The following is a 17,143-nucleotide window of genomic DNA, read 5'->3' on the forward strand; positions in this document are numbered from 1 at the left end:
GACGCGCATGGGATGCAGCCCGCACACCCGTGGGACGCGGCCCCGAACACGCGAGGGGCGCAGCCGGATACGCATGGGGCACAGCCCCGACACCCGCGGGACGCAGCCCGCAAACGCGCGGGACCGGCGGCCCCGACACGCATGGGGCGCAGCCCCGACACCCGCGGGGCGCAGACCGGACACGCACGGGACGCAGACCCGACACCCGTGGGGCGCAGACCCGACACGCAGCCCAGGCAGCCCGGACGCGCATGGGGCGCAACCCGGACACGCGCGGGACCGGCGGCCCCGACACGCATGGGGCGCAGCCCGAACACGCGCGGCGCAGGCCGCCCCGACATGCATGGGATACAGCCCGCACACCCGTGGGATGCAGCCCAGGCGGCCCGGACACCCGCGGGACGCCACCCGAACACGCGAGGGGCGCACCCCGGACACGCGAGGGACCGGCCCGGCCCGGCCCGCAGGACAGGGACCGGCCCGGACACGCGTGGGGCGCGGCCCCGACACACGCGTGGGGCGCGGCCCGGTGCGGGCGGCCGAGCCGGGCGCGGCGGGCCGCGGCGCGGTCCTACGAGGCGGTCAGCGGACCCGGAAGTTGCCCATCATCATCATGTCCTCGTGCTCCAAATTGTGGCAGTGGAAGACGTACTTGCCGCGGAACCCGTCGAACCGCATGATGATCCGCGCCTGCTCCGCCGGACGCAGATCCAAAGTGTCCTTCCAGCCCCCGTCGAACCGGCCCGGCTTCCCCGTCCCCCGGTTGAGCACCTGGAAATGGACCAGATGCAGATGGATGGGATGGTGGAAATCGCCGTAGAGGTTCCACACCTCCACATCCCCCAGACCAGGCGCAGCATGCACGCCGTCCACCGAGAACGGCCGGCCGTTGATGGTCCAGCCCTGATGCCCCTCGACCGACTGGGACCGGAAGACCATGTCACGCTCCCGGACCGCCCCGGCAGGATCGAGAGGCTCGATCCTCGACAGCCGCGCAGGCACATGACTGTCATCCCTGGCCCTGCGGGCGATACGGAACTCCATCACCCTGCTGGTCGGACCCTCACCGAAATCGTTGACCAGCCGCACCCGCTGACCCACCCGGTAGCCGGAGAAATCGACCACCACATCCTGACGTTCGGCAGGCGCCATATCGAGATACGGGTGCGCGACCGGCCGGGCCAGCAGACCCCCGTCGGAGCCGACCTGCACCAGCGGCTCACCACTCCCCTCGGGCAGCGGGTCCAGCCGCAGCCGGTAGCGGCGGGCATTGGACGCATTCAGCACACGCAGCCGGTAGCGCACCGCATCGACCTCATGACTGGGCCAGGGCACACCGTTGACCAGAATCACATCACCCAGGACACCCGCCTCATACGGCGCAGTCACACCCGGCGACCGGGCCAAAGACTCATCAACACTCGGATAGGAGAACTGGCCATCGTCGGCGAACGCCCGGTCCATCACCACCAGCGGCACCTCCCGGTCCCCGTCAGGAAGCGGCAACGCCCGCTCCTCCCCATCGGTGATCAGGTGCAATCCCGCCAGACCCCGCCACACACTCGGGCCGGTGAAATCCATACGGTGATCGTGATACCACAACATCGCCGCACGCTGATCGACCTCATACCGGTAGGTACGGCTGCCCCGGCTGACATCACCCCGCCCGTGGTGCCCACCATGCGGGAAACCCCCCACCGGCATGACCTCATCCGTGGGATACCCGTCATGCTCGGGCCGGGTACGGCCACCGTGCAAATGAACAACAGTCGGCACAGGCAACTCGTTACGGTGCTCGACCACAGTCGTACGCCCACGCCGGGACACCAGCGTCGGCCCCGGCATAATGCCGTTGTAACCCCACACCCGGGTACGCACCCCCTCGATGAACTCGACCGTGCCCTCCCTCTGCACGATCCGATACCGCTCCACACCGCCACCCGCACGCGTCGGCTCAAGCACCGGCGGCACCACCAGCGGCCTGCCGAACGCCTCCGGCAAAGGCACCTGACTACGCAACACCGTGCCCGTGGAATCCGCACCCCGATACCGGAACGCCAGCAGCCCCCCTCCCCCCACCCCAGCCACCCCCGCCACACAACCCACCACGACAGAACGCCGGGAAACACCGCGGCTCATCACGCCTCCCCCCTACCGGCCCACAACCCCACACGATGCACACGCAACGCAACCAACACCGCCACCACAATCATCGCCACACCCAACGGAACATGCAACGACACCAACCGCCCCGCACCCGCCGCATTCTGCACCTGATTAGCCACCAGCAAACCCACAGCCGCCCCCACCGGCCACCACCGACACCCACCCCGCCACCGCAACAACACCCCCACAACCACCCCACAAAACAACAACACATCCGAAACCGTCGCACCATACTGATGCCAACTCAACGCACCATAAACACCCGAAAGAAACTGCCCAGCCAAAACAGCCTGCACACAATACACAAAAGCCACCACCCACATCACCACCGCATACAACCACACCAACACCCGCAAACCCCCACCCAAATCCCCACCCCCCCTAGCCGGGCCACCAGACCCCCCACCAACAACTCCCGCACCCATACAAAACCCTCCCCCACTCGAGACTCCCCAACCAAACGAACCAGCCCACAATAAAACCCCAACCTCAAACCCCGCTCACCTCCCACTCAAACCCCAAACGAACGACACAACACCGCCCCCCCCACACCCCCCTGCAAGCGCTACGCCCGCTGTCCAGCACGAGGCAAAACCCACACCCAATAGCCCCGAATCTCACCCACCGCTTGACGAAAAACAAGGAGGCACCCCCACCCAAGCCTTCGGCTCAGGCGCTCGGGTCTGCCGTCCAGCTGCCATCCCGCCGATGCCGCCGATGCCGCCGACGCGCCCTTTCACACGGTGCCCGAAGAGGGGGAATCGCCCCGGGGATCCTTGCCGAGCGCCCTCGTTGAGTCCTGATTCACCCCTCGCGGGCCTGTGGTCCTCCCGTCGTCCCGGGGGATCCCACGATCGGGTGACATCATCGCGATCGCCTTCACACCTCGCCCGGTCTCTTGATCATGTTGAGGTGACTCATCGATCCCGAATCGGCCGCCGTCGGGTGCTGTACCCGTCGGGCGCCGCCGTACTCTGTCTGCTGACCGCGCTGTCTGCGCTGCCAGCCGCCGCTCAGCCCGACGACGCCCGGCCCGGCAAGGCCGGTCCCGCCACCGGGCCCGCCGTCCGGCAACCCGCCACGCCCGCCGAGGCGCGCACCGCCGCCTACCTGGAATCCGCCCGCAGCGATCCCGGCCGGCTGCGGGACTTCTTCCGGAAGCTGCCCAAGGGCGGCGACCTGCACAACCACCTCTCCGGCGCCGTCACCACCGAGTACCTCATCGAACTCGCCGCGCAGGACGGGCTGTGCATCGAGAAGAAGACGATGACCGCGGTGCAGCCGCCGTGCAAGGACGGCGCCCGCCCGGCCGCCGACGCGCGCACCGACAAGGCGTTCCACGCGCAGCTGGTGCGGGCCTGGTCCATGGAGGACTTCCCGCAGGGCGAGTCCGGGCACGACCACTTCTTCGCCGCCTTCGGCAAGTTCGGCGAGGTGACCTGGCGCCACCCGGGCAAGCTCCTGGCGGAGGTCGCCGAGCACGCGGCCCAGCAGAACCAGTCCTACCTGGAGACGATGGCGACTCCCGCCTCCGACGGCGCGAAAAAGCTCGCCGACGAGGTCGGCTGGGATGGGGACCCGGCACGGATGCACCGCAAGCTCCTGGCCGGGGGCAGGCTGGAGCGGCTGGTGGCGCAGGCGCGGGAGGAGGCCGACCGTACCAACGCCGAGTTCCGCACCGAGGCACACTGCGACACCGCACAGCCCCGCCGCGCCTGCCGGCTGCCCGTCCGGTGGATCTCGCAGGTCTCCCGCGGCAGTTCGCCCGAGCGTGTCTTCACCCAGATCGCGCTCGGCCTGCGGCTGGCCGAACGCGACCCCCGGTTCGTCGCCGTCAACCTCGTCCAGCCCGAGGACGGGGAGAGCGCACTGCGCAACTACCGGCTCCAGATGCGGATGCTGAACTACCTGGGCAAGCAGTACCCGAAGGCTCACCTCACCCTGCACGCCGGGGAGCTGTGGCCGGGGCTGGTCAAGCCGGAGGATCTGTCCTTCCACATCGGTGAGGCGGTGAACGTGGCGAAGGCCGAGCGCATCGGCCACGGCGTCGACCTCGTGCACGAGAACAACTGGCAGCGGCTGGCCCGTACCATGGCCCGCCGGGAGACGGCCGTCGAGGTGCCCCTCACCAGCAACGCGCAGATCCTCGGCGTGAAGGGTGACGACCACCCGTTCAACACCTACCGCGCCCATGGCGTGCCGGTCGTCCTGTCCACCGACGATCCGGGCATCTCCCGCACCGACATCAGCCACGAGTACCAGTACGCGTCCACCACCTACCGGCTGCGCTACCCCGAGCTGAAGGATCTGGCGCGGGCCTCGCTGGAGTACGCGTTCCTGCCCGGCCGCAGCCTGTGGCGCGGCAACCCGACGCATGAGGGCTACCGGCCCGTCCCGGCCTGCGCGAAGGAACGTCCCAGCAGCGGCCAGCCCGGCGGCGCCTGCGGCCGACTCCTGGCCGACAGCCCGAAGGCAACAGCCCAGTGGCACCTGGAAGCCGCTGCCACCACCTTCGAACGCACACACGCCAGCGACCGCTGACCCCGGCCCCGTCACCCCACCCCGCCCCCGCTCCGGCTCCTTGACCGGGACGGGGACGGGGTTTCTGCAGTCCGAGGCGCAACAAGCACCACGAAGGGCACCACCAGGCGGGGCAACGGCAAGGCACGAACGATGTCTGCGCTGTGGAGTGCAGCAAGGGAGACGGTGACGGTCTTGTCGTAGCGGACGGCCAGGCCGCGCCACTGACCGGGGAGCCGGGACAACGACGTCGCCGCGATCCGGGTGCCACTCGAATGCGGAGGTGCCTGTCTTCCAGGCATCACGGCTCAAGCAGATCTCAAGGTTTCAGCAGCGGGAAGAGGCCCGGTCCAGGTCGATAGGCAGCCCCTCCAGGGGGCCGCCGGCCAACTCGCGACAGGAGCGGCGAGGGGATGCACGGGTCGCCGTGGTCGCTGCCGTAGACCCGTCGCTGCGCCTCGCCCATGCACCCAGCGCCCCCGCTCGCCACCGACACACGCTCCCCCGAAACAGCCGTCGGTCGGCCCGGAGGGGGCACAGCGGCGGATGACTCCGCGTACCGGTAGTGGTGGTGTGGGGGGGCATGGTAGCCGGGTTCCACACATGGGAGCGGGCGTAGCAACTGCGGACGCCGTCGGCGGGCAGGTAAATCTCTACGTGGTAGATCACGCGGCCATCTGCCCGGTCCCCGCGAGTACACCTCGGCATGGCGTCATCCGCCCTGCGCCCGAACGTGGGGCACCACCTCTCGGAGTAGCCGCAGAAATACTGACATTCAAAGCGTGGTGTCGTCATGGTGGCTGGCGCCGGAGGCCGGTGCCAGTGAGGCAACCGTCGAGGACGTCGGGTCGGTATTGGAGTTGGCGTAGGCCGCGTCGGATGGCGGTGATCAGGTCGTCGGGGTCGGCGAAGGCGCGATTGGCCGTGGTGGGGCGTCGCAGGACGGACCAGATGCCCTCGACCGGGTTGAGGTCGGGCGCGTAAGGCGGCAGCTGGAAGACCGTGAGCCAGTCGCGGTCGGCGATGCAGCGGCGAATTCCGGCAGTGAGGTGGGTGTTGAGATTGTCCCAGACCACCACGATCGGACCGCCGAGCTGCTGGTGCGCGGTCTGGATCAGGTCGCGGTAGTCCTTTCAGGAGAAGCTTTTGCGACCGTCGGGCCGAGCGTCCGGGCAGGGGCGGTAGATCAGCCGGGAGGATTCGGCTTTGTAGCAGGCCAGGGCGGCGATCGATAAGCGGCGGCGGGAGCGGCCCCGGACGCGGACCACAGGGGTGCGACCGCGGCGGGACCAGGTGCGGGTGGTCGGCGGCGTCATCGTGAATCCGGCTTCGTCCTCGAAGACGAGTCAGGCGTCGAGCGCCGCTACGGTCCTTCCACCTGAGGCCAGGTCTCCTTCACCCAACCGGCCACCGCCACCTCGTTGCGCTCGATCGCGCGACGGGCGGGGACCTGGCAGCTCCAGCCGTGCCGCTGGAGCAGGGCGGCCACACCTTGCACGGTGTAGCTCTTGTCGAACCGGCACCCGATCAGGGTCTTGATCCGCGCCAGGGTCCAAGTCTGATCCGGCCACCCATGCGCCACCGCTCCCTTGTCCAGCTCTTGCTCCAGCACGGCGAACAGGTCGTCGCTCAGCAGCGGCAGCGATGCCGGGCCCTTCGAGGCCAGGGCTCTGGGCCCGCGCTGTGACCAGGCTTTGCGCCAGCGCTGCACCGACCGGACGCTAACCCGCAGGTCGTGCGCGATGACCGCGTTCTCGTCGCCGTGCCGGAACCGCTCGGCCGCCTCCAGCCGTAACTTCTCACGGAAGGACCGCCGTTCGTCGGTCAGACCACCGCCTTGGGCATACCTCATGTACTCGTGATACCGCAGGGATCAAGGGCCGTCAGTCCTACCGACACCACGCTTTGAAGGTCAGTAGTCCGCCCCCTTGCGCATACCTCATGCGGTCGGCATACCGCAGGGATCATGAGACGTCAGCCCCTACGACACCACGCTTTGAGGGGCGGTAGCCGGACGGAAGCAGGCGAGATCCGTTGGATCGACTGATATGATTTCCCGGCTGACCAGATATTCCATTCGACATTTCAGCACTGGGTAAATCTCTAGGTTCTGCCTTTCTTGTTTGGTCAAATATGTGTGACCTGCTGTCCGAGACCTGTGCCGCCATGAGCACGACGCGCCGCGGGCAGGCAACCAGCTGTACTGACTGAGGCGGCCGGCAGGACGCAGCGGCTCTCGAACCGCGCGCACCGCGTCGGGCAACGGGTCGAAGGGACGTGCCGCGTTCGCACGCAACGGCCGCCCAGGCCCTCGCCGTTCGGCGGCTTCGGGCCCGGTCGTTGTCAGTGCGGGGGCCCACAATCGCCGCATGACCCACGAACTGACGCCGGCCGGCGAGTCCGGAGCCCTGGCCGCCGCCCTGCGTGCCCATCTGATCGAGTCCCGTTTCAGCTTTGAGAGCCTCACCGGTGCGGAGGCAACCTTGGCCATCACCTGTGCGGTGGAGCAGTGGGCAGGGACATCAGGCTGGCGGAGCAGGCGGGAGGCCCCGATGCGCTACATCGATCCGCCTTGCGAGGTCCACGGAAGGTGCCGCATCACCTGGTCACCGCCCTGGTCCGCCTTTCTGGACCTTCGCCTGTTCCGCGGTGAGGGCACCGCCATCGCTGTGGAGATCGACCGGGAGGACGACAGCACCGCGGTGGACAAGCTCCGCGACGAGGCCCTGCGCGGCCGTCCCGCGCTGTGGCTCAGATGGCACGGGGCGCTGCGGGCTGAGCTTCCGGCCGGTGTTGCCCGCCTGCACCTGCCGTCGCGTTCGAGCCGCTCCCCTGTCCGGTACACGCTGGCACCGGTCACCGACACGGCTGCCATCGCCCTCGGCCGTCCCGTCACCCGCGAGGACCGTGCAGACGCCCTGCACCGGGACCAGAGGAGGAAGAAGGAAGAGGAAGGCATCGCTGCCCTCCCGCGGCCTGCGGGCCCCATCTGGTGAAGCACACAAGACAATTCCCGGTGTGCGCACGAAGGAGATGTGGCGGTGCTGGCATCCTCGCCGGATCGCTGTCGCCGTGGCCCAGGGGCCGGGTAAGACAGTGCCATCACGGCATACGGGCCCAGACGGCCGCTCTGCCGCCCACGGAGTTCGCAACGGGATGTGGCTCCCCGGCAGCTTTCTCGCTGGGAGCGCGGCCGGTCTGGAAAGTCAGCTGCCATCTGGTGGAACGGCCTGCTGACGGCGTCGTACGACAGACCCAGCCGCCGTGAATTGCCACTTCCCCGGGGCCCGTGTCCCACACGATGCGAATCCGACCAGCACCAGGGTGGCGCCCCTTCCCCCGCTGCCGAGACCTCCGGCGACACCGCTCCGCCGACCATGCTGCGCAATTGGTCGGACTCGATGAGGAAAGGTGCCGCGGTCGCTATCTGACCGGCCTTCACTATGGTCTCAGGCGTTCGGGCCCTCTGGCTTCCGGCGATGGCGGGTACGCGGCCACGGCGGGACAGTCCGGGAGCGGGCCGGTCTGTTCCTGTCCGCCCAGCCTCGTGCCCCACGGCGTGTGCAGGGCTGGGCGGACAGGTCTTGCAGGGAGCCTGGTCACGAGGTTGCCGGGCGGCCTGCTTCGGTTGTGTGCCGCCCGCGGTTGCGGGTGACCCACAGGCGGTACTCGGCTTGCTGTGCGGCGCGCTCCTCGGGTGTGTAGTGGTGACGCTCGTCCAGGACGTCGGAGACGTGCTCGATTGCTGCGGCGTCGCCGTCCGGCGACCAGTAGAACGAGCCGGTGCGGCGGACGAGGACGTCGGCGACGGTCATCGCCATCTCCTGGTCGGCGGCGTATCGGATCTCGGCGTCGGTCAGGTCGGTGCCCGGGACGGGTTCGTGCGTGCCCGCGGCGGCCACGCGGTGGGCGTTGCCGCCGTATCGGCGCAGCCAACGGTCCTTCAGTGCGGCGGGCACTACGGCGAGGGCCCGTTCACAGCGGAACCGGTCGGCCGGATCGCCGCCGGAGATCGGGACTTGATCGGTTATGCTGCCAGGCGTGGAGCGGATGCCGTGGTCACGGGCGAGCCGGTCGACGACCTGGTCGATGATCTGGCGGCCCATGATGCGGGCGGTGGTGAGCTTGCCTCCGGCGACGGTGATCAGGCCGTTGGCCCCCTGGGTGATGGTGTGTTCCCGCGAGGCGTCGGTGTTCGATGTCCCCGGCGGTGGTGCGGTGATGGGCCGCAGCCCCGCCCAGGTGCCCACGATGTGTTCCGGTCCCACCTTTGCGTCCGGCAGGGTGTGGTTGGCCACGTCCAGCAGGTAGGCGATGTCCTGTCCGTCGGCGACCACGTCGTCGGGCGAGCCGTCGAAGGTGGTGTCGGTGCTGCCGATGTAGACGTGGCGGCCGTCGGGTGTCGGGGTGGGCCATACGACCCGGTTGTCTGTTGGGGAGCGGAGGAACACTGCTGTGTGCAGGGGGAAGTCTTCGGTGCGCAGCACGATGTGGACGCCCTTGGTCGGGCGGAGGGTGGGGTGCGGCACGGGGGTGTCCAGGCCCATGACGCGGTCGACCCAGGGGCCAGCGGCGTTGACCACCGTTCGCGCGCGGATGACCGTCTGGTCGCCGGTGATCCGGTCGAGGACCTCCGCTCCGGCCACCCGGCCCTGCTCGGTCACCAGGCCGACGGCCTCGGCGTGGTTGGCGAGCAAGGCCCCGGCCTGCGAGGCGGACTGGAGGACGTCCGTGACCAGGCGGGCGTCGTCGGTCATGGCGTCGTGGTAGAGGCCCGCGCCGGCGAGTCCTGCGGGGTTGAGGTGGGGTTCGCGCTTCAGGACGGCGGCGCGTCCGAGCGTCCGGTGCCAGCGGCGCAGCGGTGCCCGGGAGAAGGCGTCGTAGAAGGTCAGTCCCAGGTTGAGCAGGGCTTTGCCTTCCGGGTACCCGCGGTAGAGCAGGTAGAGAAAGGGCTGCAGGTCGGCCAGGTGGGGCGCGATGCGCATCATGACCTCGCGCTCGCGCACCGACTCGTGCACCATCTTGAACTGGTAGGTCTGCAGGTAGCGCAGGCCTCCGTGGATGAGTTTCGAGGAGCGCGACGAGGTACCGGAGGCGAAGTCGTCCTTCTCGATGAGCACGGTCGACAGTCCGCGCATGGCGGCGTCCCGGGCGGCCGAGGCGCCGGTGATGCCGCCGCCGATGATCAGTACGTCGGCCTGGCCGGGCAGGTCGGCGCTGGTGAATCGCTTCATGACCGGATCCATCCCCTTGCTCGTTCCACGGCGCGCTGCCATTCCTCGTACTGGGCGTCGCGTGTGGTCTTGTCTATGGTGGGTGTGAAGACGGCGTCGTCGCTTACGGTCCGGAAGCACTCTTCCGGTGTTTTCCATACGCCGACGGCCAGGCCCGCGAGGTAGGCGGCGCCGGTGGAGGTGGCCTCGACGTCGGCCGGCCGGTGGATCGTGGCGCCTGTCATGTCGGCCTGGAATTGCAGGAGGAAGTCGTTGGCCGATCCTCCGCCGTCCGCACGCAATGTGGTGATGGACTGCCCAGATTCGGCGGCCATCAGGTCGATGAAATCCTTGATGGAGTAGACGATGCCTTCCAGGGCGGCGCGGGCCAGGTGGCCGCGGGTGGTTCCGGGAGAGATGCCGATCAGCAGCCCGCGTGCGGTGGCGTCCCAAGAGGGGGCAGCCAGCCCGGTGAGGGCGGGGACGAAGTACACGCCGCCGTTGTCCTCGACTCCCTCGGCGAGCTCCTGGGTCTCGGCCGCGGTCTGCAACAGTTCGGCCCCGTCGCGCAGCCACTGCACCGCGGAGCCGGTGACCGGGGCGTATCCCTCCAGGCCGTAGGTGGTTACGCCCGAGCGGCGCCAGGCGATGATCGTGGACAGGCCGTGGGCGGAGATCACCGGTGTGGTACCGGTGTTGAGGTCGAGGAAGGTGCCGGTGCCGTGGGTGGTCTTGCCCTCGCCCGAGGTGAGGCAGCCCTGGCCGAACAGGGCCGCCGACTGGTCCGCGACGGCCGCGGCGATGGGGATCTCCGCGCCGAGGACGCTCGCGCTCGTGGTGGCGATTATCCCGGAGTCGTCGACGACCTCCGGAAGTACCGCGCGGGGGATGTTCAGGGCGTCGAGCCACTCGCCGTACCAGCCGTCGGCGAGTAGGTCGTAGGCGCCGGTGACGACGGCGTTGGAGGCGCTGATCACGTGCCGGGTGCCGCCACTGAGGCGGTGGATCAGCCAGGAGTCGATGGCGCCGAAGGCGAGTTCTCCTGCCTCGGCCCGTGCCCGCAGTGCCGGGTCCTGCTCCAGGAGCCAGTGCAGGGACAGGCAGGAGTAGACCGGGGCGATGGTCCATCCGGTCCGGGACTGGACCTTCTGTCCCCACTCGGGCTGGAGTTGTGCTGCCAGGCCTGCGGTGCGCAGGTCCTGCCACACGATGGCCGGTGTCACCGCCTCGCCGGTCTGCCGGTCCCACAGCAGGCTGGTGCCCCGCTGGTTGGTGATGCCCACTGCTGCGAGGTCCGCCGGCGCGGTGTCGGACTCGGCCAGGACGGTGCGCACTCGGTCGAGGCTGGCCTGCCAGATCTCCTCGGCGTCGTGCTCGACGCGGTCGGGGGCCGGATGATGCTGGGTGAACTCCGCGTAGCTGGCACCCAGCCGGCGGCCCGCCCCGTCGAAGACCAGGGCACGGGTGCCAGTCGTTCCCTCGTCGATGACCAGCAGTCGATCGTTCTCGCTCATCGTTGAGCTCCTCGTCGTGTCCTGGATCAGAGTCCGAGCTTGCCGGGGTTGAGCAGACCCTCGGGGTCGAGGGCTCGCTTTACCCGGCGCAGGACGCGGTGGGCCGAGCCCAGCGACCGCCGCGAGTAGGGCGAGCGGGCCAGCCCGCCTCCGTGGTGGTGGGAAAGCTCGGCGCCGTGGTCGAGGCACACCTGCATGGTGGTCTCCCAGATCTCCTTGAGGCGCACGCTGGCCTCTGCGTCGTCCGCCGCCTGGCCCAGCAGAATCACGTACATCGAGGTGCCCTGGGGGTAAACGTGCGAGAAGTGCACGAGCACCTCGTCGGCCAGCGGCTCCAGGGCCTTGCGGACGTCGGTGTAGAGCCCGCCGATGTGCCGCCAGGTGTGGGCAACTTCGATCGTCTCGGCGAACCCGCCGGGTGTGTCGAGCCGCTTCTCGACGGTGGAGAAGTCGAAGCGCCGCCCGAGCCAGCCCTCCACGGGCTCGGGGCCCAGCTCCGTCGCGCCGTGCGCGGCCGCGATCCGGGTCAGGACCGCCATCTCGGCGTCCACCGTCTCCGGCTCGCCCTCCGTGCCGGTGAAGAGCACGGTTCCGTCGAACTGCGGGTCGGCCAGGGTATGACGGGCCTCGACGGGGTCGTACAGCCGCAGCAGCGAGGGCCGCAGCCCGCGCGCGGCCTGTTCACGCATGATCTCGAGTCCCGCTGTCACGTCAGGGACCAGGAATGCCTGTACGCGTTGGGCCGCGGGGAGCGGGAGGATCTTCAGCGTGACCTGGGTGACAACGCCGAGGGTCCCCTCGGAGCCGAGGAACAGCTGGCGCAGGTCCGGTCCCATGGCGGCCCGGGGGTTCGCCGTCAGCTCGGCGACCGCTCCGTCGGCCAGGACCACCCGGTAGCCGACGACGAGGTCCTCGACACCGCCGTAGCGGGAGGAGAAGTGCCCGGTCGCGAGAGTGGCCAGCCAGCCGCCCACCGAGGAGCGATACAGCGACTGCGGAGAGAACCGCATGGTCCAGCCGGCCTCATTGAGCGCGTCATCGAGCTGCCCGCCATTCACCCCCGCGGGGGCGGTCACGGTCATGTCGATTTCGTCGATCGTGTGTGGCCCGATGATTCCGGAGACATCCAGCACGATCCCGCCCCGGGTGGGCAGCGGCTGCCCGGTGACCGACGAGCCCAGCGCGCGGGTGGTGACGGGTGTGCCGCACTCCTCCGCGGCCCGCAGCACCGCCGTGACGTCCTGCTCGGAGTGGACACGGACGACCACGTCCGCCTGGTAGGGGTGCTCTCCCTGCCGGAACCACTTGGTGGACACCGGCCAGGTGTCATGGCTGCTGGCCTCTCGTACGGCCGGGTCAGTGAGGACGTTCTCGGCCCCCACGGCGGCGGTCAGCAGATTCAGGAGATTGGGTGTTTCGGACACGACATACCCCGGCGATCGAACGGCAACAGTACCCATCCATTAATACTCCATTTTTGGAGCGAAGACTAGAAGGCAGCGATAGACTCCTGCGACAGAAGGCGCACAGTGACTGTCGAAACGGGGAGAATGGTGAGCGAGGACATCCAGCCCGCAGCATCAGAGCGCCCGCTGCCGCGGGTACTGCGGGCCGTGGTGGTCGACGCACTCCGGCTCGGAGTCGGGGGCCGGCTGCCCACCAACACGCACTACGCCCGCACCGCCGGGGGCACCGCTGGAACCATCCAGCGCGCGATGACCGCACTCGCCGAGCAGGGGGCCGTCACCACCACTTCCCACGGCCCCCGGGGTCGTGTAGTCCAGTCCATCGATCTCGGCCGGGCCTGGGCACTGGCCGGCCTGCCGCCGATCCGGCTGCTCCTCCCGCCAGGCGGGCCCGAAGAGGTCGACCGCCTCTCCGACGCGCTGACCGAGAACCTGACCGACGCGGGGGTCCCCCACACCGTGCGCCATCAGCGCGGCGGCACCCTGCGACTGGACAGCCTGGGAACCGGACGCGCGGACGTCGCCGTCGTCTCCGCGGGCGTACTCGAAGCTGCGGCCCAGCGATTGGGACAGGACGCCCCAGTACGCCTGCTGGCACCGGGCACCTACTACGGGCCGGGGCGACTCGTGATCGTCCGGCGGACCGCCGACGCGGAGCAGCTCCCCGTCCGCGTCGCGATCGACCCCGACTCACCCGACCACGTCGCGCTGACCAATGCCGCCTTCCCTGCCGAGAGCGGCTACACCCACGTCAGCCACCCCTTCCCCGACGTGCCCGCAGCGGTACTGCGGGGCGAGGTGGACGCCGGCATCTGGCACCACAGCCATTCCGTGATCCCTCTCGATCTGGCGGGGCTGACCTGCCAGCCGCTCCCGGACAGCGCCGAGGCCGTCTGGTCGAGGATCTCCGCAGCCGCGCTGGTCGGGGATGATGCACGGCGAGAACTGGGCTCGGTCCTACGGTCGCTCCTGTCCGGCACGCCATGGACCGCCTCGACGTCACCCCAACTGTCCGTGTAGCCACGATGCCCGGCGGTGAAGACCTGCTCGCCGGAGAGGACAGGGCGGATGGCCACTCAGCGCTTGGGCCACTCCTCCGTGGAGTAGCCCGGCACCAGTTCTCCGCCGGGCAACCGCCTTGGCCATCACGCCCCGATGCAGGAGTCTTCGACACCGGCATACTTGAAGCTCGTGGCCCGGTTCTGGATGCACCTGCCGACCAGCGTTCGGACAGCATGTTCGTGCTCGTTCCCCTAGTCCGTGGAGTGCCGCAGCGGTGCCGGCCCCTGGAACGCCGCATCCAGGTAGAGGACGTCGCACACAGAGCCGTCCAGGACATCTGGCCCTGCGCTCACGCCACTCCTTCCCGGATCAGTTTCCGATGTAGGTGTGGCTTAGCGCCAACTTCAGCCCGGATCGCCACCTCTGCTGCCTGCGGCGGTTGTTGAATCAGAGCGTCATCTCTGTTCAGGGACGCGTTGGCGGATCATCTCAAGCACTTCGGGGGAGATTTGCGTGGCGTATTCCAAGCAGGAGGCTGCCAGCCGGTGCAGCTGCTCGCGGTGAAGTTCGTCCCGGTCACCCCGGGCTACGAGGGCCCTGAGCAGGTCGGCCCGTTCGCGGGGGCGCCCATGGCCGGTGGCCATCTTGATTACGTTCTCCCACTGCTCCTCGTGGGCATGGGCCCTCAGGAGGTCGAAGTCAGTTGCCTCGACGGCAGCCCGGGCGCCCAGGTAGTCCTGGAAGGTGCGGTGGATGAACGCCAGCTGGTCGACTGCGGGCTCCCGGAGAAGGCCGCTCCGGGTGAGCAGATGCCGCAGGATCTGCTCACCCTTTCCCTGGACGGCTGGCATGGCCACGAGAAGTTCAGAGAAGAGCCGCACCGCAGTGGCTGCATCGGCCTCAAAGCGGCCATTACGGATCAACCAGTAAGCCAAGGTCTGGAGCAACTGGATGCTCTCGTCCTCAGAGAGCTGGGTCCCCTCCACGGCGCTGATACCTCGCTCGGCGTCTCGTCGCACGAGCAGCATAGAGAGGGCAGCCCTGTACAGGTCCATCGTCGAGCGCGGCAACAGACCGCGGCGCGCCCGGTTCAGGGCGCAAAGCAGAGAGCAGAGCAGGGGGGAGGTGGCCAGAGCCGTCAGGTTCGAGTCGTGCCTCACGGCGTTTTGGACGGTCTCCTCCAGCGCATCCAATTCCCGGCGTTCCTCCCCATTCGCTTCGGAACGTGCGGCGGCATGCCACAGGGCGATGGAGCCCGCCACGTCGTCCGCGCTCATGGGCCGCAGCAGAAGATGGCGGAACCCGACGCCGTCGAGCCAGTCTTCCGGCACGGCCTGGGCCCGAGTCGTCACCACGTAGCAGTTGCGCGGGTATGCGGCCAGCAGCGTCTCCAGCCACTCCTTCGCTCGGGCACGTTCGTCGCTGGCGACCTCATCGACGCCGTCCACCAGCACCAGTGCACGCCCGCGTTCGAACACCCGGCGAGCCCATCCCTCCGGCTGAGTCAGTGGGCAGCTGGCCGCGGCCAGCATCTCCTCAGGCCCTGGGAAAGAGTCGTGGCTGACCAGGGAACGCAGGGGCAGCATGAACGGCACGCTGCCGTTGAGATGTGTCAGCAGGTCGGGCAGGGTCCCACGCGGGGCGTTGACCGCCAGCCACTGGAGGAGTGTGGTCTTGCCGGAGCCCGGGCTTCCCATCACCACCGTCCGCTGACGGCCGGCCAGAGCTTGCTCCACCCTCTCCACCGATTCGGGGGCTGAGCCTTTCACCTCCAGGCTCAGATAGGCGTGATCAAGGGGCCACCTCTGGTCCAGGTCCACACCGAAGATCGTCAAATGCCCGTGCCGCTGGGCCAGGTACGTGCCGTAGCGCTCCTCGAACGCCGCGTCCGCGCCTGTCACGGGATTGTCCGGGGTTGTACGGGACAACAACGTGCCGCGGACGGCCTTCTCCGAGTCCGGTCGCAGGACGGCGCTGGCCTCCGCGATTTGCTCCTCGGCGGCCTGGAGGGCGTCGCTGCCGGTATCCAGCACGCTCTGGGCCTTGCGGAGAGCCGTGGCGTAGTCCTGCAAGAACAGATCATCGGGGTCGGGTACAGCAGGCATGCCGGTGGGGTCGAGACCGTCAAGGTCCCCGACGGTCGCGGGCGTCGGGTCGACCGGTCCGGTGTTCCCGGCCCTCACCCGGTCGAGCTCCTCCTGAAGGCGGTGAGCTACACGGCGTGCCACGTCCGCCACCCGCAGGGCCTCGTCCCGTTCCCGCTGCGCGCGCGTCAGCGCCTCCTCGGTTTCCTCGCGGTGGCCCGCAGCGTCCTGCAGCCGGCCGTTCAGCGCGGTGAGGGCGGCGGGATCCGGACTACGCCTGGCGAGCAGCCGGTTCCGCTCCTGGGTGAGGTCACCGATCTTCGCGAACAGCTGGCCGAGCATGGCCAGCAGCATCGTCACCAGGTGCTCGGCCCTCAGTCGGGCCTGCTCGCTCTCAGCCTGGGCCTGTTGGAGACGTCCGATCTGCTCGTACGCCGCGATGACCCGGTCCTTGGCCTCCCCCAACTCCCGTGCCCCGCCCAAGGGGGTGGGGTTCGTACAGGCCCTCTCCCACAGCTGTTTGACCGGCTTCAGCTTCTGCTGCTGGGCGGGCGCGTCGTCAGGGGTGCAGGTGTCGGCCACGGCCTCGACGAACGCCCAGGTGAGGTTCTTGCCCGCGCAGAAGTCGTACAACTTGCGCTGGACCGGGACGGCACGGTCGGGAAAGTGATCGGGGGTCAGTCGGCCATGCAGCACCGCCACGGTGATCCCAGCATCGTCCAGCCAGGCACGCAGCACCGTGGCAATCTCGTTCAACTCCTGGTTGGCGCCGCGCAGGGCGCCCCATGGCCGACCCGCGCGACGCGACTCCGGTAACGCGGCCATGCTCGGCCCCACCCCCGATTAGTCCTGGAACAACCCGGCGTTGTCCGCGCGACAACATTCAACCCGTTCCAGGTGCGGCGGCACAGCGGGATGGTCAGATTGCGCCCCGGCTCTGGGGCACTTCCCTCACATTCGAGAGGTCCGACATGCCCGAGCACAGCACCCGCCGTCTTCCTTTGCTCCGTGCCGCCATCACGGGGTTCTTCTCCGGCGTGACGCGCGCCGTCATCGGTTGGGTGATCACCCACGCCCTCGACCGCTAGGACTTGTCCGGGCGATCAAGTGCGCAGCCAGATGACCAGGGCTGCTGCTGTGGCGGTGCCGAGGAAGACGTACCCGCGTTTGTCGTAGCG

Annotated in this window: 9 protein-coding genes and 1 pseudogene; 3 read left to right on the top strand and 7 right to left on the bottom strand. The window is 68.9% G+C overall.

Features of this window, described 5'->3' with window-relative positions:
* Positions 1 to 582: 582 nt before the first annotated feature.
* Together H297_RS0125615 and H297_RS43395 are read right to left on the bottom strand one after the other, a co-directional pair.
* On the bottom strand, positions 583 to 2,139 hold the full coding sequence (locus H297_RS0125615; protein ID WP_027739380.1) for a multicopper oxidase domain-containing protein: 1,557 nt from the start codon (positions 2,137 to 2,139) through the stop codon (positions 583 to 585).
* Entirely contained in the window at positions 2,139 to 2,522 is a 384-nt protein-coding gene (locus H297_RS43395; RefSeq protein WP_158693742.1) for a hypothetical protein, read from the bottom strand. The genes H297_RS0125615 and H297_RS43395 overlap by 1 nt, the downstream gene beginning before the upstream one ends.
* Before the next feature lie 556 nt (positions 2,523 to 3,078).
* Here H297_RS43395 and H297_RS0125620 point away from each other — a divergent pair.
* Positions 3,079 to 4,707, top strand: a complete 1,629-nt coding sequence (locus H297_RS0125620; RefSeq protein WP_037795455.1) for an adenosine deaminase — start codon at positions 3,079 to 3,081, stop codon at positions 4,705 to 4,707.
* A gap of 770 nt (positions 4,708 to 5,477) precedes the next feature.
* Here the strand turns inward: H297_RS0125620 and H297_RS44590 are convergent.
* Positions 5,478 to 6,538: pseudogene (locus H297_RS44590) on the bottom strand (IS630 family transposase).
* A 517-nt stretch (positions 6,539 to 7,055) separates the two neighbouring features.
* Here H297_RS44590 and H297_RS40495 point away from each other — a divergent pair.
* Positions 7,056 to 7,682 (top strand): hypothetical protein, encoded by a 627-nt coding sequence (locus tag H297_RS40495; RefSeq protein WP_051352183.1) that lies wholly within the window; start codon positions 7,056 to 7,058, stop codon positions 7,680 to 7,682.
* A gap of 603 nt (positions 7,683 to 8,285) precedes the next feature.
* Here the strand turns inward: H297_RS40495 and H297_RS38430 are convergent.
* Genes H297_RS38430 through H297_RS0125650 form a run of 3 tightly spaced genes read right to left on the bottom strand, consistent with a single transcriptional unit; the run spans position 8,286 to position 12,837 of the window.
* Complete coding sequence (locus tag H297_RS38430) at positions 8,286 to 9,920, bottom strand: glycerol-3-phosphate dehydrogenase/oxidase (RefSeq protein ID WP_158693743.1); 1,635 nt, start codon at positions 9,918 to 9,920, stop codon at positions 8,286 to 8,288.
* On the bottom strand, positions 9,917 to 11,413 hold the full coding sequence (locus H297_RS0125645; RefSeq protein ID WP_027739383.1) for a glycerol kinase GlpK: 1,497 nt from the start codon (positions 11,411 to 11,413) through the stop codon (positions 9,917 to 9,919). Before H297_RS0125645 ends, H297_RS38430 begins: the two co-directional genes overlap by 4 nt.
* A gap of 26 nt (positions 11,414 to 11,439) precedes the next feature.
* Entirely contained in the window at positions 11,440 to 12,837 is a 1,398-nt protein-coding gene (locus H297_RS0125650) for an FAD-binding oxidoreductase (protein ID WP_027739384.1), read from the bottom strand.
* A gap of 105 nt (positions 12,838 to 12,942) precedes the next feature.
* On the opposite strand from H297_RS0125650, the gene H297_RS0125655 reads away from it, so the two are divergent.
* Positions 12,943 to 13,899 carry a YhfZ family protein gene (locus tag H297_RS0125655; protein ID WP_158693744.1) on the top strand — a complete coding sequence of 319 codons (957 nt, stop codon included), beginning with the start codon at positions 12,943 to 12,945 and terminating at the stop codon, positions 13,897 to 13,899.
* A 437-nt stretch (positions 13,900 to 14,336) separates the two neighbouring features.
* Here the strand turns inward: H297_RS0125655 and H297_RS40500 are convergent, their stop codons facing one another.
* The gene (locus H297_RS40500; protein WP_486589665.1) at positions 14,337 to 16,721 is read right to left on the bottom strand and encodes an NACHT domain-containing protein; all 2,385 of its coding nucleotides are present in this window, start codon (positions 16,719 to 16,721) and stop codon (positions 14,337 to 14,339) included.
* Positions 16,722 to 17,143: the final 422 nt, after the last annotated feature.

This window comes from Streptomyces sp. CNT360 (assembly GCF_000424785.1).

Coding starts and splice junctions, on each gene's coding strand:
- H297_RS0125615 (WP_027739380.1), bottom strand. CDS start 2,139: ATGAGCCGCGGTGTTTCCCGGCGTTCTGTCGTGGTGGGTTGTGTGGCG.
- H297_RS40495 (WP_051352183.1), top strand. CDS start 7,056: ATGACCCACGAACTGACGCCGGCCGGCGAGTCCGGAGCCCTGGCCGCC.
- H297_RS38430 (WP_158693743.1), bottom strand. CDS start 9,920: ATGAAGCGATTCACCAGCGCCGACCTGCCCGGCCAGGCCGACGTACTG.
- H297_RS0125645 (WP_027739383.1), bottom strand. CDS start 11,413: ATGAGCGAGAACGATCGACTGCTGGTCATCGACGAGGGAACGACTGGC.